This window comes from Prosthecobacter debontii (genome assembly GCF_900167535.1).
Classification (GTDB): Bacteria; Verrucomicrobiota; Verrucomicrobiia; order Verrucomicrobiales; family Verrucomicrobiaceae; genus Prosthecobacter; species Prosthecobacter debontii.
Map to the genome: position 1 here is coordinate 119,956 of NZ_FUYE01000002.1, position 21,431 is coordinate 141,386.

A 21,431-nucleotide genomic window follows, 5' to 3' on the forward strand; every position below is an offset into this window, starting at 1 on the left:
AGGATTCATCTTCAGTTTATGCGTTGGCTCCTCCGAATCATTGTCCTGGCTGGCCTTGGGCTGGGACTCATGGCTTTTCACCAGACCCGCACGCATCGGCCCACGCGCGTGGCTGAGGCGACCGAGAAAGGCATCCTGATTTTGGGCAATGGCTCCGAGCCTGAAACCATGGATCTGCATCTGGCGACCGGAACTCCTGAACATCACATCTTTGATTCGCTTTTTGAGGGCCTCGTGGCTGCCTCGGTGGAAAATCCAGACGGTAATACTCCTGGCGCTGCCAGCCGTTGGGAGACGGCGGACTTCATCACCTGGACCTTTTATCTTCGCCCAGAGGGTAAATGGAGCGATGGCGTGCCGGTCACCGCAGAGGATTTCCTATTTTCCTTTCAGCGCATCCTGTCTCCCGAGCTAGCAGCACCCTATGCGCCCATGCTTTACCCCATGCGCAATGCAGAGAAGTTCAATAAGGGCGAGCTCAAAGATTTCACTCAGGTGGGAGTCAAAGTGATTGATGATCACACCCTGCAGATCGTTCTGGAAGGCCCCGCGCCCTATCTGCCCTCCATGCTGAAACACTACTCCTGGCACCCCGTGCCACGGCATGTGATCGAGCGATTTGGCAAGATGACGGATCGTGATACGAAGTGGACCCGCGTCGGTAATCTGGTGGGCAATGGCCCGTTTCAGCTCAAGGAGTGGCGCTACACCCACTCTCTCACCGTGGAGCGTAATCCTCACTATTGGGATGCCAAGACGGTGAAACTGAACGGCATCGAATTCATCCCGATCGTCAGCGATGCGACCGAGGAACGAGCTTTTCGCGATGGTCAGATCCATCAGACTCAAACCATCCCACTGCCGAAGCTGGATTACTACCGACAGCAGAAGCCGGAGTTGTTTCATGAAGACCCCCTTTTAGGCACCTACTTCTACCGCCTGAATGTCACCAAGCCTCCCTTCAATGACAAACGGGTGCGCCGGGCGTTGACCTTGGCGGTGGATCGTGAAACACTGATCCGCAATGTGTTACGAGCCGGGCAAAAACCTGCCCTGGGTTTCACCCCGCCAGGAGCAGGCGAGGGCTACACCACGCCGATGCCTTTGAAGTTCGATCCCGAAGAAGCCCGCCGATTGCTGGCCGAGGCAGGTTTCCCCAATGGCAAGGGTTTCCCCAAGTTCGACATCCTCATCAACACCATGGAATCTCATCGCACCATCGCTGAGGCCATCCAGGAGATGTGGAAAAAGCACCTCAACATTCCCGCTGGTGTGCTCAATCAAGACTGGGGGGTGTATCTGGAAAACCAACGCAAGCTCGACTATCAAGTCTGCCGCGCTGGCTGGATCGGTGATTACCTGGACCCTTACACCTTTCTCAGCATCTGGCAGACCGGCGATGGCAACAACAACACCGGCTGGGGCCTCCCCCGCTACGACGCCCTCATGCAGGCCTCCCTCCGCGAAGGCGATGCGACCCGCCGCATGGCTATCCTGTCTGAGGCCGAAAACCTCCTGCTCGACGAACTGCCCATGGTGCCGATCTACTGGTATGTCCGCAACTACCTCAGCCGCCCCGAAGTGCGCGGCATGAAGCCCTCCCTCCTCGAACATCGCTGCTATAAGGCGGTGTGGCTGGAGGGTGCTCCTGCTGCGCGCGAGTAGTGAACATTCCACTGGCGTTTTAAGCAGAGGATTGCTCGATGCTGTTGGTAGGAAGGCGAAGAAGTCTTGCTAGGAAGTTCAATTCATCCCGTCGGGCGGTGCCTATATCATCATATTCCCCACCCAGTGCGATACGCTCGCGTCCAGAGTTTTTCGCCTTCGGGATTGTCTAGCATCTTGCCTGTCTTGGGGTCGCAGCGCACGACGGTGTTGGTGCGATAGGCGATGTTCCCCAAGTGACAGAGCATCGTGCTCTTTTGTCCCTCTTCGATGGGACTGTTGAGTTGAGCCTGACCACGAATAGCATCCAAGAAATTGCCGATGTGAGCGGGATCACCACCTCCGGCCCCCTTGCCCTGACTCATCTCCTTGCCCTTTGGATCATAAATCGTCCAAGAGTCTCGATTGATGCCCATGGTGCCGTTGTCCCCATAGAACACTACTTCAGCCAAGGGTTTTTCCGCCGCCCGCGGATGACAGGAACTCTGCACCCACTCGAAGCCTGATTCACCAAAGTCATAGACGGCGGTTCCTGTATCCGGCGTCTCCTGAGCATCATCATAAAAGTAGCGACCACCATTGTAGGTGACTTTCACAGGGTAGTCCGCCTTTAAGCCCCAGCGCAGGATGTCCATGGTGTGGATTCCGTTGTTGCCGAGTTCACCATTGCCCCAATGCCACAGCCAGTGCCAGTCGTAGTGGGCAAATTTCTTGATGTCATGCTTGGCATCATCTGGAACCGGTCCTTGCCACAGATTCCAATCCAGATCGGCTGCGGCAGGGAGGGCGAGTTTGCCCACTTCCTTGCGGGAATTGTAATAGAATCCCCGTCCAAAACGCACCGGACCAATGGCTCCGCCATGGAGGGCTTCGATCGCCTCTTTCATCCAAGTGCGACGCTGATTGCCCATCTGCACCACACGGTTGTATTTTTTCGTGGCGGCGACCAGAGCTTCGGCTTCGCCGGGGTTTTGGCTGCCAGGTTTTTCTACATACACATGTTTACCTGCCTGCATGGCTAAGATGGCCATGGGGGTGTGCCAGAAGTTAGGTGTAGCGATGAATACCGCATCCACACTCTTATCCTCGAGGATCTTGCGGAAGTCCTTCACGCCTTGGCAAGATACGGCCTGCTGATCCGTGACCACCTTCAGCCCTTTCTCCAGTCGATTGGAATCCACCTCGCAGAGGTAAGCAATTTCGACGTTTGGCAACTTCAGCAATGCCTGCACATGCCCCATACCTCTCCCCAGAGCGATAACGGCTACTTTCAGTTTGTTTGCCTGTGCATCCGCAGCACGAAGCCGCGGCAGCGAGGATAAAGCGGCTGTAAGGCCGAGGGCGGAGGTCTGGCGGAGGAGAGTGCGACGGTTCATGAGGATATGAACCGAAACATCGCTGGCAGAAGCCCCCGTCTTTCCCTGTGTAGTCAACGGCCTTTGATACTTTTCGAACTTATTGGGATAACATGAGGATGTTGCAGAAACCGCCAGTTGTGATCCCTTGGGCGCTGATCGTTGGTAGCGTGTTTCTGAGCTATCCTGACCTTGACCCATGCACCCCTGGTTGAAACGCATTCTTCGCCTCTTGGGAGCAGGTTTGCTGTTCGCATTACTCGGTTGGTGGGGCCTGCCTTGGCTGGTGCCACTGCCGGAGGCGCTGGAGACTCCGTTGCAGGCTTCGCCACGTTTTCTCAGCCGTGGGGGACAGCCTCTCCGGATGCTGCTCACCCCAGAGGGCGACCGTGTCGCCGAGGTGCTGCGGTTTGAAGAGATCCCCGAACGTCTGATCCAGGCCACCTTAGCGGCCGAGGATAAGCGCTTTTGGAAGCATGGCGGGGTGGATCTCCTGGCCACCGCGCGTGCGGCCTGGGACAATGCTAGCAATGGGCGGATTGTCTCCGGAGCTTCGACCATCCACCAACAACTCATCAAGGTTGCCGCGGCGCGAAAGGAAAAGCGTGGGTGGCAGATGAAGCTCATCCAAACCCTCCAAGCCCGAAGGCTCGCGCTGAGTTGGAGCAAGCCTCAAGTCATGGCGGAATACCTGAATCGCATCAGCTATGGCAACCTGCTCACTGGCTGTGCCAGTGCGGCTCAGGGATACTTCAATAAGCCTTTGAGCGATCTCAGTCCGGCGGAATGTGCCTTACTCGCCGCCATTCCTCAGTCACCCAGGCGGTTCAATCCCTTCCGCAATCCTGAGGTTATCCAGCCGCGGCAACATCGTATTTTGGATAAGATGCATCAGCTCGGCTGGCTACCCCCAGAGGTATGGCAGACTGCACTCAAAGAGCCGCTGAAACTCCAGCGCTATCATGGTGGGTTCGAGGCACCCCACGCGGTCGGCATGCTGCCAGCGACTCCGGGCTCGATCACCACCACGACACTAGATGCTGCTTTGCAACGACAGGTCGAGACCATCATCACCCAGAGGCTGAATGTGCTGAAGGATCGCCATGTCACTCAGGCTTCGGTGATCGTCATTGAAAACACCACTGGCCATGTGCTGGCGCTGGCTGGCTCTCGCGACTTTTTCGCGACGGATGGAGGTCAAATCAATGGTGCTTGGGTGCCCCACTCTCCGGGGTCAGCGATGAAGCCGTTCACGTATGTCATCGCACTGGAGCGAGGAGCGAGCGCTGCCAGCCTCGTGGCGGATCTGCCCGTGGAATACGCCACCAGCACCGGCACTTACCGCCCCGAAAACTATGCTCATCGGTTATACGGTCCGATGACCTATCGAGGTGCTCTGGGCAATAGCTTAAACATCTCGGCGGTGAAAGTGCTGAGCAGCATCGGTGGTGCTGAGACCCTGCTGGAGCAAATGCACATGTTAGGCCTAACGACATTGACCGAAACACCTGACCATTACGGGCTCGGCCTCACCATCGGCAATGCACCTGTACGCTTGATCGAATTGGCCAATGCCTATGCCTGCCTCGCACGTTTAGGGGTTGATCGCCCTTGGGCATTGGTGGCGGATTCGAGCACTCATGAACCTCAGCGCCGGTTTGATGAACGTGCCTGTTATATCCTGGCGGATATTCTCGCCGACAATCAGGCTCGACAGCTCACCTTCGGTCAGCATTCGCCTCTCCGTCTGCCCTTTCCGGCGGCGGTCAAAACGGGCACCAGCACCAGCTATCGAGATAACTGGTGCGTGGGGTTCACCCCCGAGTTTACTGTAGGCGTCTGGGCCGGAAACTTTGATAATACCCCCATGCAGGAAGTCTCCGGCGTCACGGGAGCAGCGCCCATTTGGCGGGATGTCTTTTTAGAGCTGCAACGGCGCTTTGGTGTCACTTGGTATTCCGAGCCCGCAGGCCTCGTGCATGCACGCATGGATCCCCGCACGGGGAAACGACTTTCGCCTCAGGTGCCCCCGGCCCGCGTCAGTCGAGAGGAAATCTTTTTGCCCGATCATCTCCCACCGACTGCGAGTGCAGCCGACTACGACCCCCAAGGACGCGCTCTGCTGCCTCCTGAATACAACGCCTGGGTGCGAAGCCGTGATAACTGGATGGGCGATCTCGTGATCGCCGATAGCAAGGCAAATGCCCCGCGTCCCTGGCATATCCGCCAGCCCATTCCAGGCACCGTAGTGCGGCTCGATCCCGATCTGCCTGGAGACGGTAAGCGCATGCTGCTCACCACGGAACCCCATCAGCCTCAAGTGCGCTGGGAGTGTGAGACGCTGACTATCCGAGATGACGCTGGGTCGCCCTACGTGGAGTTGAAACCCGGACGTCATGAGTTGCGTGCCATCGATCCCAACACGCAGGAAGTTCAGCGCACGTTCGTAATCGTACATCCAGAGTGAGTTGACAGCGGAACCTTCTACAATTTCCCAAGGTTATTGATCCGCTGACTACTTTCAGCGAAGGCTCGCAGTTTATCACGGTGATAGCCCGTGGGCACCTTGTCCAACGCTTGGTGGAGGGCAAGCTGGGCATGATGCCGAGCGGCTTGGGCGAGGAGAGGATGCTCAAGGGATTGCAAGGAACGGAAGGCCTTTTGCAGGCGCATACCCACCTCAAACATGGCGGCACCATCCCGGGCGATGGGAGTGAAGGCATCATCCAGCAAGTCTTCGGCATCCAGCGGTGGCACCTCGATCTTGGGAAATTGCACCTTGGCTTGATCCAACTCGCGGGTGGCATCTGCCCACTGACTTAGCAAGCGCACCTGACTGCCGATGACGGCGATGGCAGTGCCTGGGTCATTGATCCCTGGAGACAGCGCACGGTCCGCGATTTCCGCCAGCATGACGAGGCCAAAGCGGGGGTCGGACTCGACATGGCGCTCCACCCCTAAGGTGAAGGCACGCACGAGCCGCTCTTTCAGTTCATCGTCTAGACTCGTGATTCCCTGCACGATGAGCAGAGGCCGACAGCGATCGAGAAAGGCGCCTGGACGCACTTCTAGACGCAGGGTGGATTTGCATTCCTCGGCCACCCCTTGCAGGGCTTCCATATCCACAAACTGAAGATAACCAATTTTAGGGGTGTGGATCACTAAGCTCTTGGCATGATTGTCCCCTGTGGAGAGCGAGGCTGGTTTGCCACCGAGCGTGCCTGCAAGGATCGGATCGGTGAACGCTTCCAGAGCAGCGGTCTCTACTCGCTGGATGGTATCGTGCACACGGCCCAGCTTAGAGACCTGATCCACCCAGCGGATGAAGGAGACGAGCACCCACACCACGATGCCTACGTAACCGACAAAGAGAAAAAAGCGTCCCAGCCCCCCATACGGGATGGCGCTGAGAGCCACGAGCGCCACGATGGCGTAGATGAAGGCGGAGAGAAAGGCTGCGAGGGTATTTTGAGAGCTGCGATCCTGCATCACCAGCCGACTGGCACGCGGCGTGGCGGTGGTGGTGACGGAGGCATACGCCCCCACCATGGCCGTGACGGCAAAGATGGCCACCGTGAGCATGGTGGAAGCCAGGATCTGCAGCAGGCTCAGCATCAGCTCCCGGTCGATCTCGAAGGGCGGGCGCATCCGCCAGTTACTGGCGATGAAGGCCGTCTCGATCCATACCGTAGCCGCGAGGCCCGTCAGGGCGGGTTTGATCCACAATCGAGTGCGGAGCTGCATGAGCAGGTAGCGCCATTTTAACATGCGCGCAGCCTAGCGGCTACCGGAGCGTTGAGCAATGAAGGATGGGTTTTGCGCTCAAGATGAGGAGAAGTACTCTACAACCTCCCCCGCAAGCGGCCGCTATTTCAGCCGCTTGCCCACCGTAATCGTCTTGGGTCACTTGCCAGCGACTTGACCAGCACCGGAGGGCAGGGTGCGGAGGCGGTGGCTGGGGCTGAGGCCGTATTTGTCGGGCTCATACATGGCCTCGATGCGGGCGGGTGGGGCGATGGTGTCGCCTTCGCCAGTTACGCGGGCCAGGTAGCGGAGCTGGAATTTGCCTTTCTCAGGGGCGTAGTCGGTGAAGAAGAGGGCACGGTCGGCACGCACCTCGCGGTGGTCGCAGAACCAAGCCCCGACGCCTTCCGGCAGTTGATCACCCTCACGCTCGTTTTGGGTGGCAAACTCGGGGTTGATGGCTTCTAGCACGCTCGGCAGCGGATCATTGATGGCGAGGTAACGATCTCCCCCACCGATCTCGATTTGCAGGGTGATCACGACCATGTCGCCGACGCGCAGGTTTTCGGCAGGGAGCATGGTGCCGTCATCTTGGAGCTTGTTGTAAGTGCGCTCGATGGCGAATCCCTTGTTCTCGCCTTTGAAGTCGCGATCTGGCGGATACGACACGGCCTCGATGCGGGAGAAAACTTCGCGCCCGGTGGGTAGGTCCACCTTCAGAGGAGCAGCGGAGAGCTGGTCATTGAGGGCAAAGGACACCTGGGCACTGCCCGGTGGGGTGGCGATGTTCAGGGGCTGCTCTTGAGCATCCCACAGCACCTTGGCCATGAGTGGCTCGGCGCTGAGCTTGAGGCTGCGCTCGTAGGCAGCCAGGGCGGTGAGAGTCCAGGCGTTGGTGAAGGTATTACCCCACTCGCCACGGCCATTGCGGCTTTGGAGAATGTTTTGCGCCAGGGTCTCGGCGTCCTGCTTCAGACCGAGGTGGGTGTAAACGATCAGGCGCAGGGCTTGATTGACCTTGTTACCGGCCCAGTGAGACCACGTAGGGGCGCTTGTCTTGGTGGGCAGGATCTTCTTGGTCTTCTTAGCTCCAGGCTTCTCAGGTGGTGGTGGTGGTGTCCAGCCGACCATTTCCTGGATTTGCTTGGAGGGAGCATCACTCAGGCACATGGCCAAGGCAGTGTAGAGGCGGGCGGCCTCGGGTAGGCGCTCGCGGCTTTCATGAAGCAAATTTTGGTAGGCGGGCTCAGCCTTTTTGCCTTTGGCCAGGGTGTAGAGTGCCAGCGCGCAGTCGGTGATGTTGTAGTAGTCCTTCTCCTGGTCCAGACCGCGCAGCTTTTTGGAGAGATACTCCAGCAGCTTGGTGGTGACCTCAGGCGGCACGCTGGCTCCAGCGTCCTGGGCGCGCAGCAGCATGAGGCCGCCGTAGGCACTGGTCCAGAGGGAGGGCTCTTGGCCGCCGGGCCAGTAAGCGAGGCCGCCTTCATCGGTGACCATCTGCATGAGTCGATTCACCCCGCGCTGGATGGCCTCGCGGGTTTTGCCGGGCTCGATGAGCTCGGGGAAGAGGGTCTGATAACCGCCGAGCGCCAGCCAGGGCATGGTGGCGGAGGTGGTCTGCTCCGCGCAGCCGTAGGGGTAGGTGAGGATGTATTCCAGGGCGTCCTTGGCCTCGTAAAGGCGGGAGGTGCTCACGCTCACTTGCAGGCTGCCTTCTCCCTCCAGGAGGGCGGGATTGATCGGCTTGGCCAGGTTTTCCACCGGGCTATCGCCGCTGAGACGGGCATAGCGTACTTCCTTGAGCTCAGGCACGGGATAAGTGACCTCGAAGGTAGAGATGGTGGCGTCATTCAGGGCGGGAGCACCAGCGGTCCAACTCACGGTTTTGGCGGACCACTTCCACTGGGCGGTGCCCAGCTGGGTGAAACGCACGGGGTAGGCCACGGCGGTGGTTTCACCGGCCTTCACGGTGAGGGTTTGCTCCCACACTTTGGGATTGTCTTGCGCTTCGGGTTTAAGGCTCACGGGGATGAAGCTGCGCTCCTCGCGGATGAAGTCGGCGGAGTCATCCAGCTCCAGGCGCACGAGCACCTGGCCTTCATTCGCGGTGGTGTTATGGATCACGGCTTTCAGCAGAGTCTCATCCTCCAGCCGGGCAAAGCGCGGCACCACGGGGTCCACCATGAGCGGCTTATTGACCTTGATGGCGGACTCACCACTACCGAAGAGATCCGCCCCGCTGCTGGCCACGGCCATGATGCGGTAGCGGGTGAGGTTATCCGGGGCGGTGACGCTGGCGCTAATCTTACCCTGGGCATCGGTGAGCACGGTGGCCAGCCAGAGAGGGGTGGCCACGAAGTTTTTCCGCACATCCATAGGCGGCTCTTCCATGTCTCCCCCTCCCCCAATGAGGAAACCTTTGTTACCCCGCTCACGGGCGGCGGACTCTTCAGGCAAGAGATCGTCAAAAGAGGTGTAGTTATCAATAGCCAGTGGCATGGGCTCGTGGAAGTAGCTGGAGGGGTCCGGCGTCTGGTGCTTCATCAGGCTGAGCACACCTTCATCCACGGCATAAAGGGTGACCTCACTGCTGGTGACGGGCTGGCCTTTAAAGTCGGTGACGGTGCAGCTGACGGTAAATGCCTGGGCAGGCTTCACCTCGGGCTGATCAGGTGCCACAGCCACGGTCAGCACCTTGGCCTGGGAGTCCACTTCGAGCTGGCAGTAGCCCACCTTGTATTCAGGCATCTTGTGCTGTTTCGGGCTGGCGTCACTGCCACGCACGAGGATGACGGAGACGAACACATTTGGTGCCTCCGCATCCTGCACGGGCACGCGGATGACGGGCTGCTCCGGGGAGATGGAGGTGATGAACTGGCGGTGGATGCTGTTACGCTCCACGCTCACCAAGGCGGTGCCAGCGATGGGGGTCTTCACCACGATCACGGCCTCTTCACCCGGCTTCAGTTTCTTTTTCTCCGGCTGGAGATTGATGCGCACGCCATCTTCCATGGCCCAGGGGAATTCACCACCACCCAGCACATACACGGGCAGGCGGGAGAGCATCTTTTTACCCATGGCATCCACGGACTCGGCGGTGATGAAATACACCCCGCCACGTGCAGGGGTGAAGCGCACCATCGCCGAAGGGGGGCTGCCTGCAGAGGCGGCCTTCAGGGCCAGAGACTGCTTCAGCTCCTCCCGCAGGATGACCTGATCTTTTGTGGTGCTGCCACCACCAGCGGTGGCGATCTTCAGGGTGTGATATTCCTGGCGCTCCACCTTCACATCCACCTGCACAGCACCTAGGGCTGGCTGGCCCTTTGAGTCAATGGCCACCAGATCCACCGCCACTTCCTGGCCGGCCGTGCCGAAGAACTGCGGGCCTTTCAGACCGAGGATGTAGGCTGCCCCAGGCACCTCGAATTCCGTGGCCGCGGTGATGGTTTGCTGATTGATGTCGGTGATCTCCGCCGTCACCCGCACCTGCTGCGGGAGCGAGGCGCGCTCAGGGGGCGGCATGGGCATCTCCAGGGTGGCGGTACCATCTGGGGAGAGAAAGACATCCCCGTTCACCCACCAGTCACTCTCTTCGTCGGTGTCGCTGTCATCATAGTGGCCTTCCGCATCGCGGTCCTTGCCATAGTTCGCCCAGCGGGGAGCTTCCCCAAAGTGATAGTCATCAAAGCCAGAGGGGGCGGTGAAAGCGCGTGTGGAGTAGGCGGACCACGTGGCCTTGGCCTGGCTCAGGGCCTTGCCCATGTAGTAGTTGGCGCTGAGAGGCAGCTTCAGCCGATCCGCCAGCACCTCCAGCTTTTGGCCGTCCAGCTTCACCTCGAAACTGTTCGGCTTGTAGTCGTCAATGCGGAAGGAGTAGAAGCCGCTGGCCCCTTGATGATCATCCTCATTCTCTGCCGCATGGATCATCAGTTCATACCAGCCGAGCGGACCCTCCGGCAATTTGAAATCGTCCGCCCAGGAGCCATTGCCCGTGAAGGTGATTTCCTTCTCCACCACCACACGATATCGAGGATCGCGGATCACCACGCGGGCCTTGCTGCCTGCGGCGTCCAGCTTCAGCTCATCGGCGATGCGGGTGCGGCTGAGCGCCTTCACGTGCATGGTGTCACCGGGCCGATAGAGAGGTCGGTCGGAGAAGATGAAGGTCTTATTCACCGGCTTCCACACATCTTCCCAAGCCGTGGGGATATCATACGGGATGGCGCCGCCGATGTGGGAGCCGTTGCAGTCCAGCGCGGTGCAGTCGCCGGCTTTCTCCGCCAGGATCAGCGCGGGGTTGGGGCCCTTCATAATGGCGATGCCCTTCTCGTCCGTATCTGCATAGCTAATGAGCTTTTGCTCCGCATCCACCGCCGTCAGGCGCACGCCGCTGACGGGCTGGCCGGTCTGGAGCGAGGTGACGAAGACCAGGGTCTCCTTGCCATTGCTCTTTTGCATCAAACCGAGGTCGGTGAACTGCACCAGCGTCTGCGTCAGCACGCCCTTTTGCTCCACGCCATCCGCCGCCCGTCCCTCGAACTCCAGGAACAGCGGAGCCGCTGCCTGCCCACCGAGCACCTCACGCCAATTTAGGCGGATCATGTCGCTCTGGTCGAGGGGCTTATTGATCGGGAACGTACGCTCAAAGACCACCGTGCCGGAGTAGGCGTCGAAGGGTTCGGGCTTGAACGCGTTCTTCTTCTTTTCCTCCAGGTAGAAGGCGTTGCGGTAGGACTTGTATTTGTTCAGCGCCTGCAGAAGCTCCGGCCCCACGAGGCGCTTGGCCCGCACCCGGACCTCCCGCACATTGGCCGCCGAGACTTCGAAGTCGCCACTGCCCTTCGAGAGCTGCGTGCGCACAAAGGTAGGTGCGGCGACATAGGGCGCATTCGGTTTAAACGTCACCTCATTCTCCGACACCGCCTGGAGGGGCAATCCATCCCCCGAGACCATCCCCGGCTCCACCACCACCCGGTAGGGCGTGTGCAGGGAGAAGCCACCGCTGAGACGCAGGGAATAACCCACGATCTCGGCCTTCACCCCCGCCACCTCGGGCGTGATGTGCACCGCCCCGGCCAGCTTATCCGCCAGGGTTTGCAGTTCCTCTGGGGTGTAACCTTCATCCTTCGCAGGTAGCAGCGCTTTGTTAAAAGACACTTCCACATAGTAAGATTGGTCAAAAGGTGTGTGGGCACTCACGTTTCTAACGCTGAAAGGTTTCACGCTACCCAGCGAAACCTCATCCCCAACCGCCAGGGTGGCATAACCCGAAGCATTCACCAGCGAGGGGGAGATGACCAGACGCCACTTTTCCGCCACAGGCAGCGGCTCCGCAGGCTCCACCACGATGGCGCTCATGCGCGTGGCCTCGGGAGCGACGGTCGGTTTGACCTTGCCAATCTCCTCCGCCCACGTGGGCTGGGGTTCACTGTAGCGGGGGAAGTCCTTCCCCAACGCATGCCGCACCACGGCAGGGATGGTTAGCTTCGGATTCTCTGAGGTGAAGCTGATGTGAGCCACACTGTCGGAGGCATTGACATTGTCATTGAACTCGAAGAGAAACCGAGGCTTCCGACGTGCTTCATCATCGTTAAACCATTTGGGCGATTGATCGACGATGCGGAACTGCGCGCTCTGCACGGAGGCCAGAGATTCCGTGGAGAGAGCCTTGCCCTCCACATCCCGCAGGCCCTGACGCAGGGCGAAGTCGTAGCTGGCATTGAACTTCGGCGTCTGAGTCAGCTTATACTGACCACTGCGCGTGCTCACCCACTGGAATTCACCGGTGAGTGCCGGAGTCACCACCAGAGGAGATTCCGGGTCCACGCTGCCAATCTTTTCCTTCGCGATCATCGGCGTGGGGAATACGACCTCGATGGTGCAGTCCGGGGCTAACTCCGCCGGATGCATGTTCAACTCCGCCTCTAAGACCGGTTGAACACTGGGCTTCGATTCGACGCGGCTCTTTTTCACAGGAGCCGCCGGGGACACGGAGACGGGCAGCAGAGCTGCCAAACACAGGGCTGAAACCAGCCGACGACATGCAATGGTTTTCATGGCTTGCGGGGAAATTCGCTCACGCGGAGAGTATCATAGACGAGGGACCGCGAAAAAGATTTTAAGACTTTTTCAAAAGATGTCCCAAGCATGGAACCACCGGTCGCAAAAGAGGAAACACTGCTTTCGGCTGTAGGTTACCGAGGGAGGTGTGACAATACTGACATTGCCAAAAATGCGTTCCTCTCGTTCCACACTCAATACAGCACTCGCACGAGATAAAGCCCTCCCGCAGGAGCCATCTGGTTACTCTGGACAGCTTTTGGATTGGTGAGGAGATCTTGAAACCAGTCCGCAGTGGCGCGCCCACGAGCAACTTGCATCAGGCTGCCGACCATCAGACGCACCATTTTATAAAGAAAACCGTCACCCTCGAACTCCAGTTCCAAGATGCCTCCCTCCAAGCGCATCTCAGCACGATGGATGGTGCGGGTGGTTTTCTCGGGCATCGTGCGGCGTAGAGTCTCTGGCATATCGCCACGATTAGCCGACAAGCAGGCGAAGTTGTGCGTGCCTACGAGACTGCTGAGACATGTCTGAAGGGAGTCCATATCTAGGGGGCCATGCACAGGCCAGACACGATCTGCCTCGAAGGGGGATAACCAAGGATTACGCCAAATGCGATACCGATAGACCTTACCGCAGGCACTGAAGCGAGCGTGAAAGGAGGGCTCACAATAAGCGACCTCGACCACTCTTATGGTCAGGGGTAAGCAAGCATTCAAGGCCTTCATCCAGGCTTCAGGACGTAGATTCAGCGACTCTGGCACATCCATGTGGGCCACCTGTTCGAGGGCATGGACCCCGGCATCCGTGCGACCGGAGCCATGCACCATCGTCTGCACACGAGTGGCTTTCAAGACGGCCGCATTGAGCTCATCTTGGATACCTCCACCGATCGTTTGGCTCTGCCAGCCACGCCAGGGAGTGCCGCAGTAGGCAATGTGCAGCCGTAAACGTCGCCAGCCCGGAGGCGGTCCCACATTCAGGCCCAGCTCACTTTCGACGTCGCTTCGGCTCATGCTGTGTCCACTCCAGATCGTAGGCTTCATCGGGCAGGAGAAAACCCGCCGGTCCGCGCTGATTGTTCAGATAGTCTTGCAGGATCACCACCGCCGCGAGTTGATCCACAATCTTCTCGCGCTCACGTTTGTCGGTAATGCCTGAACGAGACATGGAGGCCTCGGCTTCCACCGAGGAAAGGCGCTCGTCCACAAAATCGATGGGGACCTCATGCTCCACCGCTCGGCTCAACCGTTCGGCAAATTTCTCGACCCGTTCTGCGGCTTCTCCGCGATTGCCACTCATGAGAAAGGGCATCCCGATAATGATGCGCGACACGTGCTTCTCCCGCACCAGGCGCGCGATCTCTCGCTCGGCCTCTTGCTTGGCATCCACGGTTTTCAGCGGACTGGCCGTCAACTCCATCTCGTCGCTAATGGCCAAGCCGATGCGGACGGTTCCGTGATCTATGGCAAGAATACGAGGCATGGGGCAAGAAAGGGCTCCAAGATGACCGTAAAGCCAGCCGGATCAAGTCTGCGACGACCATTGATCCCAAAGCAATCTCAGAATCATGGCAAAGACGACGATGAGAAAGACCACCCGGATGAAGGGTGCCCCATGCCGAATCACCAGTCCAGACCCTAATCTCGCACCGATCAACTGCCCCACGATCATGATGCCAGCCACATCATATCGCACCTGGCCAGCAGAGATGAAGACCATCAGTGAGGCCACATTGCTGGTGAGATTGACCACTTTGGTATAGGCCGTAGCACGCGTGAGTTCCAATCCCAGCAAAGTAAGGCAAGCGATCGTCCAAAACGACCCTGTTCCAGGTCCGAGAAATCCATCATAGAAGCCCAACACACAACCGCCGGCACAAGCGAACGCGTGAGGCGAAAGCCGGGCGGCCACAGGTTGCTTACTCATTCTGGGACTCAATAAGACGTAGGCAGCGATGCCCAGAAGCAGCCATGGCACCCACTCTTTCAGCCGAGCATTGCTCACCTGGGTCACCGCATAGGTGCCGAGCATGGCAAAGACGAAGGTCACCGCCACCGCCAAACGCATGTCCCGCCAATGCACCAGCCCGGCGTTCATGTAGCGGCGCACCGCCATCAGGGTTCCCCAGGTGCTCTGCATTTTGTTCGTGCCCAGAGCCAGATGAGGTGGCAACCCGATGCTGAGCAAAACCGGTAACGAGATCAATCCACCGCCTCCCGCGATGGAATCGATGAAACCAGCACCGAGCCCCGCTAAAAATAAAAGCAAGGCGGCATCGGGACTGGGCATTCGAATGAGGAGAAGACCAGACCTCGAGCCCTGATCAAATCAAGCCTTTAATGGTAAAATAGCCCGGCTTCAGAGTTGGACCGCAGCTTCTAAATTCGCGGTCAGTCCTCTTTCACTGAGCACGGCCGCCAGTTGTGTGTAAGCACTCCGAAGTCCGGCCAAGACACGCTCCCTGGCATCCCTGCTCGTTGCATCAAACTCCGCCTCGTGGAAAAGCGCTGCCATGGCCGTAAACCCGAGGGTTCCTGTAGAACCCCGCACACGATGTGCAGCATGGCGCCAGACTGCATCCGCTCCCTCTTGAAGAGCTGTCTGCATCTTCTCCAGGGTTTCTTCGACTTGTTTAAGGGCCATCTGAATCAAATCCTGATCCAGCTCCAAGTCTCCAGTCAGACACGTGGCGAATTGCTCTTCATCGATGATCGGTTCCTGATGTTTGCTGTTAGGCAATTCATCCGCCCCACCCGATTGAGCCTTTGTCATCGTGGGCAGCCATTGTGAAAGCATCACTTGCAGCTTCTCCAGCTCCATCGGCTTGGACAGATAGGCGTTCATGCCTGACTCCAGGCATTGCTCGGCATCACCACTCATCACATGCGCCGTGATGGCAATGATCGGAATTGCGGGCCGACTCTCTTCTTTTTCCCAACGTCGAATCGCACGAGTGGCCTCAAACCCATCCATCTCAGGCATCTCGCAATCCATCAAAATCAGACATCCCTCGTCACGCTGTGCAGCTTCCAAGGCCTGACGTCCGTGACCACAAAGGACCACCTCCATCCCGAGATATTCGAGCTGGTTACGCAGGACCCTTTGGTTTACGGGGTTGTCATCGGCCACGATGATCCGAGAGGGTGGTAGATCCAGTTTGGTTTCGAGCTCGACCACCTCACTGGAGGCGTGAGAGCCTGCCAACCGGTTATAGAGTTCTGAAGGCCGAAATGGATATTTCAGTGTGCCGACAATGCCCTCTCGGAGCAAGGCATGCTCGCTGAGTTCTTCCTGATCCGTCATGAGGAAGACAGGGACATGACGCAGCCACTCTCGAGATCGCAATTGACGAAGCGGCTGTAACCAGTCCTGAGAAGTAGCGGACCCGATGATCAACGCCTGAAATTCCTCACCCATCTTGTTAGGCCCTTCTTTCGGAATCTCTGCCAAACTCCGATACATGTAAGGACGTAAACCCCAAGCCACGGCATGAGCCTGCAAAGCATCCGCCGTCATGGGTCGATTTTCGAGAACCATAATCGACCGATCTTCCAGCCTCTTCACCTCCGAGTCCGCGTCACTCGCGCCAAAGATCGCCGTAAACCAAAAGGTGGCACCATGGCCAAGCGTGCTTTCCACTCCCATCGCCCCATTCATCCGCTGCACAAGTTCGCGGGAAATGGCCAACCCAAGACCTGTTCCTCCATGCTGGCGAGCGAGCTTGGTATCCACCTGAGTGAAGGGTTGGAACAAGCGAAACTGGACTTCCTTGGCAATCCCAGGTCCTGTATCGCTGACATCAAAACGAAGGCACACCTTGCCGTCGAACTCCACTTCACGACGCCGGGTCACGTGAACGGAAATGCCCCCACTTTCCGTAAATTTGACCGCATTTGACACAAGGTTTGCCAAAACTTGGCGGAGCCTCAGTCGATCCCCCGACACCTGCTGAGGCACATCCGCTGAAATGTGTGGAGTCAATTCGATCCTCTTTTTCGCTGCCGCCGCAGCGAAGAGATTGATCACCTCCTCCACCACATCCTCAGGGCAATAAAGTTCGTTAACGAAGGACATTTCTCCAGCCTGAAGTTTGGAGAGATCGAGGATGTCATTGATGATATTTAGGAGTGCGCGTCCGGAACCCCGGATGGTCTCGATGCCGTCTCTTTGCTTCGCACTAAGCGTGGCATCCCTGAGCAGAAGATCAGCAGTGCCTAACACTCCATTCATCGGAGTCCGTATCTCATGGCTGACTGAAGCGACAAATGCTGAAGTCGTCTTGACCGCATCCAGAGCGGCATCTCTGGCATCGGCCAATCTAACTTCATAGAGCGACCGGGATCGACTCTCCTTGCGGAGCAAAAAGCCAACGCCACTGAGGAGCAAGAATCCGCCAGCGACCGTCCAACCCGCGATGTTTTGAAACTGTTTATTCGCGGCTTCAAAACGAACCCGCCTCTCATCGAGTAGCTTTTGCTCGATGATTGCCAATTCTCGGAGTTCAAGATTCAACTGCTCGGATTTCTTAGCCCCCACCTCCAACCGCACGTTCAAATCTTGATCATTTAAGGTGCTGATCTCACGAGCATTGGCATCAAGTATGGCTATCCGCTCCTTCAGGGTCTTTTGCATCTGGTCGAACCGCTTTACCTGCGCCTCGTTATCCTGAATCAACACTGAAAACTCACCGCCTTTGTCGGGTATTTTTGCCACCAGTTCCCGAAATCGGGTTTCGAAATGTTCACTTTTGGTTAGGAGATAGGCCCGCTGACTGCTCTCGGCTTCACCAATCAATCCATGAATTTCATCCAGTTTAGCGAGGACCTTATGCGTATGCTGGACCCATCGATAACTCTCTTCGGCAAGTCGGGATTGGACCAAGAGCAATCCTCCCAAAACCATGGGTAAAATCAGGATAATGGCCACCCCAAGGACCATTCCCCACCAAGAGCTCGATTTCACCCGATAAGTCACAGATGCAATATTTACCATAAATGGGAATGTTGCACCACTTTTTCTAAGGTCCTCAGCAGGATTGTTTGGGGCCAGTTGCCCTTGCGCATTCCATGCGCGAGAGGGTTCCAAACCCCTCACAAAATTGCAGTGGCCGACCCACTGACAAAGGGAATGCTAATACCGCTATGAACGCAGCTCCCACATCGACACATAACAAAGCCATCGGTTACATCCTCTGGATCTTCGGTTTCACCGGATCTCATCGATTTTACTTTGGCAAACCGATCACCGGAATCATCTGGCTCTTCACAGGCGGCCTGTTTTTAATTGGTTGGATCGTGGACCTCTTCTTGATTCCATCCATGGATCGCGATGCGGATGCACGCTATGCCACCGGGCCCTATGAGTATTCAGTCGCTTGGCTGCTGCTGACTTTCCTCGGTATCTTCGGAGTCCACCGCTTCTATCAGCGCAAGTGGCTGAGTGCGATCCTGTATCTTCTCACCGGGGGCGGTTTCCTCATCGGGGTCATTTACGACTTTTGCACGCTGAACGGCCAGATTGATGAGCTAAACCGCAAACCTGCTCAGTAAAACTGACAGAATCTTCCTCCGCGCATCGTGGAAGGCTGGCATGAAGTTATCTCTCCTAGCCAGCCTTCTCCTCGCGATGTCTTCCCTTTTGGCATCGGCCAAGAACCTCGAGATCCACTGGATTGATTCAGAAGGCGGTGGCTCCACCTTGATCGTGACGCCTGAAGGTGAATCGGTGCTCGTGGACACGGGCAACCCGGGGGGCCGTGATGCTCAACGCATCCTCCATGTGGCTCAAGAAGTCGCAGGGCTGAAGCGTCTGGACCACGTCATTATCACTCATTTTCATGGAGATCATTTCGGCGGCTTGGCCGACCTCGCAGCCCTCATCCCCGTGGGCACCCTTTATGACAAAGGCGTACCTGAAAGCAGCCCCGATGGGAAACCACAAGACATGCGTTGGACTCTACTCAAGCGCCCCTACCAGACGGCGCCTGTAGAAAAACGTGTGACTCTCCACGCAGGTGACGAAGTCTCCCTCCGTCAAAGTGAGAGCGGACCTCCATTGAAGTTGCGATGCCTGGGTGCCAACCAAAAGTTTATTTCCGCACCTAGCACCTGGCCGCAGAACCCACTCACGGGAAGCGTGCCGAGTAAGCCTGTGGATACCAGTGACAATGCCAACAGCGTCGTGCTCCTCCTGGAATTCGGAGATTTCCGCTTCTTCGACGGCGGTGACCTAACCTGGAATGTGGAAGAAAAGCTCGTCACACCCGTAAATTTGGTCGGTATGGTGGATCTTTATCAGGTCAATCATCACGGGCTCGATAGCAGCAATAATCCTCTGCTCATTCGTAGCCTCCAACCAACGGTTTCAGTGATGAACAACGGCCCCAAGAAAGGCACCAGCGCCTCCGCCATGGCAGCTCTGAAATCGGTGCCAGATCTCCAGGCCATGTATCAGATGCACGAAAACATCCGTGATGATCGTGAAAACACAGCGGATCCAAGCATGATCGCCAACCACGGGGACCTCGGAGATAGCTGCCAAGCTCATCAAATCCGCTGCACTGTGACGGCAGACGCCCAGAGTTACACGATTCAGGTTCCCTCACAAAATCACCGCCGGACCTTCAAGACTCGTGCTAAGCCTCACTTGAACTGAAGGTCCGGAGGAAAATTCCGCACGAGGTCATCCTCGGTATAAGGCACTCCGTCCGGGCCATCGTAAATTAACTGAAAGGCACAGCCGCTGCTGGAGATCACATGCAGGCGAATGCCCGGTGCCTCAGGTGATGAGCGAAACGCGTCTTTCTGCAAAGCCGGATGCTCCTTGGGAATGAAGGCCAACTTTTTTCGGTTAGCTCCTGAAAGCTGGGCACACACCTCTTCCCAAGTGCCATTCGGCAGTGAACGAACCGTCGTCCAATAATCCACCAGCATCTGACCCACGATGTCCGTTTGCTGCTCGGGCGTTAGATCGGATTTGAGCAAATCATTGAGGGGGTTCGGCGGCAATCCGGCTGCTGGGTCGGGCTTGGGGAGGCTGGCTGTTAAAGCAGGATCATCAGGAGCAAACTTACCCGAGGAACCACTGACCCAGCCTCTGAGATCAGCCCATAGACCCGCGATACCACCGCCTTTTCCGAGCATCAGCCCGAAGAGAATGGCAAGCATCAGTGCCACACCAAAAACCAAGGACCGCAGGGTGCGTGACATCAGATTCAAGTTAAGACACCGGCTTCATGAAGCCCAGATCAGCATCGAAGTTCACGATGTTGGGGAACACTTCTCGAATCTGTGTGGACGATAGGCCAAACCACTTGCCCATCGTCGCCGCATATTGATCCACACTGGTTGTAGGCACCCAACGGCCACGCCCCGTGTCCAAAGGATTTCCAGACACGGTGATGTCAGGATCAGGGAAGGAACCATAGGCACGCTGCCCCACAAGATCCCCCCCCATGATGAGATGGTGACCGCCCCAACCATGGTCAGATCCACGCCCATTGGAGTCAAAGGTGCGGTTAAAATCCGAAGCCGTAAAGGTAGTCACCGCATTGCCCATGCCGATGCTCTCCAGGCCGTCTTGGAAGCCTTTCATTGCCGCACTCACGCCGCCCAAAAGATTGGCGTGATCACCTAGCTGAGGTCCGTGCGTGTCGAACCCGCCTGTCGCAACAAAGAAGATCTGACGTGTAATCCCAAGCGGACCTTGTGCTTGAATCATTTTCGCGACCACACGCAATTGCTCACCTAACCCAGAGTTGGGAATCGTTGGAAAATTCGAGGTGCCTTGCAAAGCCGTATTGATCGTATCCGCCTCAACAATGGACTTGTTGGAGAGGTCTGCAAAAGCGTCTTCCATCAGGTTGGCATATTCCGCATTGAGGATATTGCGGAAAGCGGTGTAGCGTGTCACATCCTGGCTGCTACTCCCCTGCCCCAATCGAAAAACAGGGGTGCCTCCTGGGCCTGGACGGAAGGGCAGCATGGTCTTTCCCACCTGGAAGAAATTGGTGCCATTCAAAGAAACCAACATGGAGACCGAGGTCCTCTCCTGCCCCCCCACCAGTGCCTCCGCCATGCGTGCACCCCAGCCCGTTTGGTTGTAGGCTGCGTTCATCGTGCTGGCCGAGGTTTGCCACTGCATCTGTTGATCACTGTGTGAGAACAGATTCTCGGGGATCGCCGCCGTGCCATTGTAATAGTCTTGCAAGGTCGCCGGAGCAATGAGAGTGCCCACATTGGTCAGGAGGGCCAATTTGCCTTGATTGTAGAGATCCCGGCAGCCCGTCATGGACGGATGCAGCCCGAGATTCAGGCCGTTATCATTCTGAGTGTTTAGCGCTAGAATGTCCGATTGGGGAATCGTTAAGACCGTGCGGCTCGCTGCATACTTCGCATGCGCGCTGGATTCACGCGGCATCACCATGTTGTTGGAGTCATTACCCCCGTAGAGGAAGACACAAACGATGGCTTTATAGGGTGTGCCAGGAGTGAGGACATCGGCCGCCTGGGCATTCATTTGCCTCAGCGTAAGGATGGTATTCAGCAGACATGTCGTGGACATGGCTGAACACGCCGAGCGCCCCAGGAAAGTCCGCCGCGT

13 protein-coding genes are annotated in these 21,431 nt (G+C 57.6%); 4 read left to right on the forward strand and 9 right to left on the reverse strand.

Annotated features, from left to right (window positions below; all coding sequences use genetic code 11):
- Positions 1 to 18: 18 nt before the first annotated feature.
- Entirely contained in the window at positions 19 to 1,665 is a 1,647-nt protein-coding gene (locus B5D61_RS02965; RefSeq protein WP_078811824.1) for a peptide ABC transporter substrate-binding protein, read from the forward strand.
- Positions 1,666 to 1,775: 110 nt separating this feature from the next.
- Here the strand turns inward: B5D61_RS02965 and B5D61_RS02970 are convergent, their stop codons facing one another.
- On the reverse strand, positions 1,776 to 3,041 hold the full coding sequence (locus tag B5D61_RS02970) for a Gfo/Idh/MocA family protein (protein ID WP_176159193.1): 1,266 nt from the start codon (positions 3,039 to 3,041) through the stop codon (positions 1,776 to 1,778).
- 178 nt (positions 3,042 to 3,219) lie between these two features.
- Between B5D61_RS02970 and pbpC the strand changes: the two genes are divergently transcribed.
- Positions 3,220 to 5,487 (forward strand): penicillin-binding protein 1C, encoded by a 2,268-nt coding sequence (gene pbpC / locus B5D61_RS02975; protein ID WP_078811825.1) that lies wholly within the window; start codon positions 3,220 to 3,222, stop codon positions 5,485 to 5,487.
- Between the two features lie 17 nt (positions 5,488 to 5,504).
- On the opposite strand, the gene B5D61_RS02980 is transcribed toward pbpC, so the two are convergent.
- The 6 genes from B5D61_RS02980 to B5D61_RS03005 all read right to left on the reverse strand — a co-directional run bounded on the left by B5D61_RS02980 (position 5,505) and on the right by B5D61_RS03005 (position 17,792).
- Complete coding sequence (locus B5D61_RS02980; protein ID WP_078811826.1) at positions 5,505 to 6,788, reverse strand: DUF2254 domain-containing protein; 1,284 nt, start codon at positions 6,786 to 6,788, stop codon at positions 5,505 to 5,507.
- A 135-nt stretch (positions 6,789 to 6,923) separates the two neighbouring features.
- Entirely contained in the window at positions 6,924 to 12,821 is a 5,898-nt protein-coding gene (locus B5D61_RS02985; protein WP_078811827.1) for an alpha-2-macroglobulin family protein, read from the reverse strand.
- Positions 12,822 to 13,018: 197 nt separating this feature from the next.
- The gene (gene truA, locus B5D61_RS02990) at positions 13,019 to 13,873 is read right to left on the reverse strand and encodes a tRNA pseudouridine(38-40) synthase TruA (RefSeq protein WP_078811828.1); all 855 of its coding nucleotides are present in this window, start codon (positions 13,871 to 13,873) and stop codon (positions 13,019 to 13,021) included.
- Positions 13,818 to 14,312 carry a Holliday junction resolvase RuvX gene (ruvX, locus tag B5D61_RS02995; RefSeq protein ID WP_078811829.1) on the reverse strand — a complete coding sequence of 165 codons (495 nt, stop codon included), beginning with the start codon at positions 14,310 to 14,312 and terminating at the stop codon, positions 13,818 to 13,820. The genes truA and ruvX overlap by 56 nt, the downstream gene beginning before the upstream one ends.
- A gap of 42 nt (positions 14,313 to 14,354) precedes the next feature.
- Positions 14,355 to 15,119 carry a TSUP family transporter gene (locus tag B5D61_RS03000; protein ID WP_078811830.1) on the reverse strand — a complete coding sequence of 255 codons (765 nt, stop codon included), beginning with the start codon at positions 15,117 to 15,119 and terminating at the stop codon, positions 14,355 to 14,357.
- Positions 15,120 to 15,188: 69 nt separating this feature from the next.
- Positions 15,189 to 17,792 (reverse strand): response regulator, encoded by a 2,604-nt coding sequence (locus B5D61_RS03005; protein WP_217698897.1) that lies wholly within the window; start codon positions 17,790 to 17,792, stop codon positions 15,189 to 15,191.
- A 179-nt stretch (positions 17,793 to 17,971) separates the two neighbouring features.
- Between B5D61_RS03005 and B5D61_RS03010 the strand changes: the two genes are divergently transcribed.
- Both B5D61_RS03010 and B5D61_RS03015 read left to right on the forward strand, forming a co-directional pair.
- A complete protein-coding gene (locus B5D61_RS03010; RefSeq protein WP_078811832.1) occupies positions 17,972 to 18,379 on the forward strand; it encodes an NINE protein in 408 nt (135 codons plus the stop codon).
- Positions 18,380 to 18,455: 76 nt separating this feature from the next.
- Positions 18,456 to 19,484 (forward strand): ComEC/Rec2 family competence protein, encoded by a 1,029-nt coding sequence (locus tag B5D61_RS03015; RefSeq protein ID WP_217698898.1) that lies wholly within the window; start codon positions 18,456 to 18,458, stop codon positions 19,482 to 19,484.
- Here B5D61_RS03015 and B5D61_RS03020 read toward each other — a convergent pair.
- Together B5D61_RS03020 and B5D61_RS03025 are read right to left on the reverse strand one after the other, a co-directional pair.
- Positions 19,472 to 20,038 carry a hypothetical protein gene (locus tag B5D61_RS03020; protein WP_139373025.1) on the reverse strand — a complete coding sequence of 189 codons (567 nt, stop codon included), beginning with the start codon at positions 20,036 to 20,038 and terminating at the stop codon, positions 19,472 to 19,474. The genes B5D61_RS03015 and B5D61_RS03020 overlap by 13 nt on opposite strands.
- A gap of 10 nt (positions 20,039 to 20,048) precedes the next feature.
- Positions 20,049 to 21,392 carry a DUF1501 domain-containing protein gene (locus B5D61_RS03025; RefSeq protein WP_217698899.1) on the reverse strand — a complete coding sequence of 448 codons (1,344 nt, stop codon included), beginning with the start codon at positions 21,390 to 21,392 and terminating at the stop codon, positions 20,049 to 20,051.
- Positions 21,393 to 21,431 lie beyond the last annotated feature (39 nt).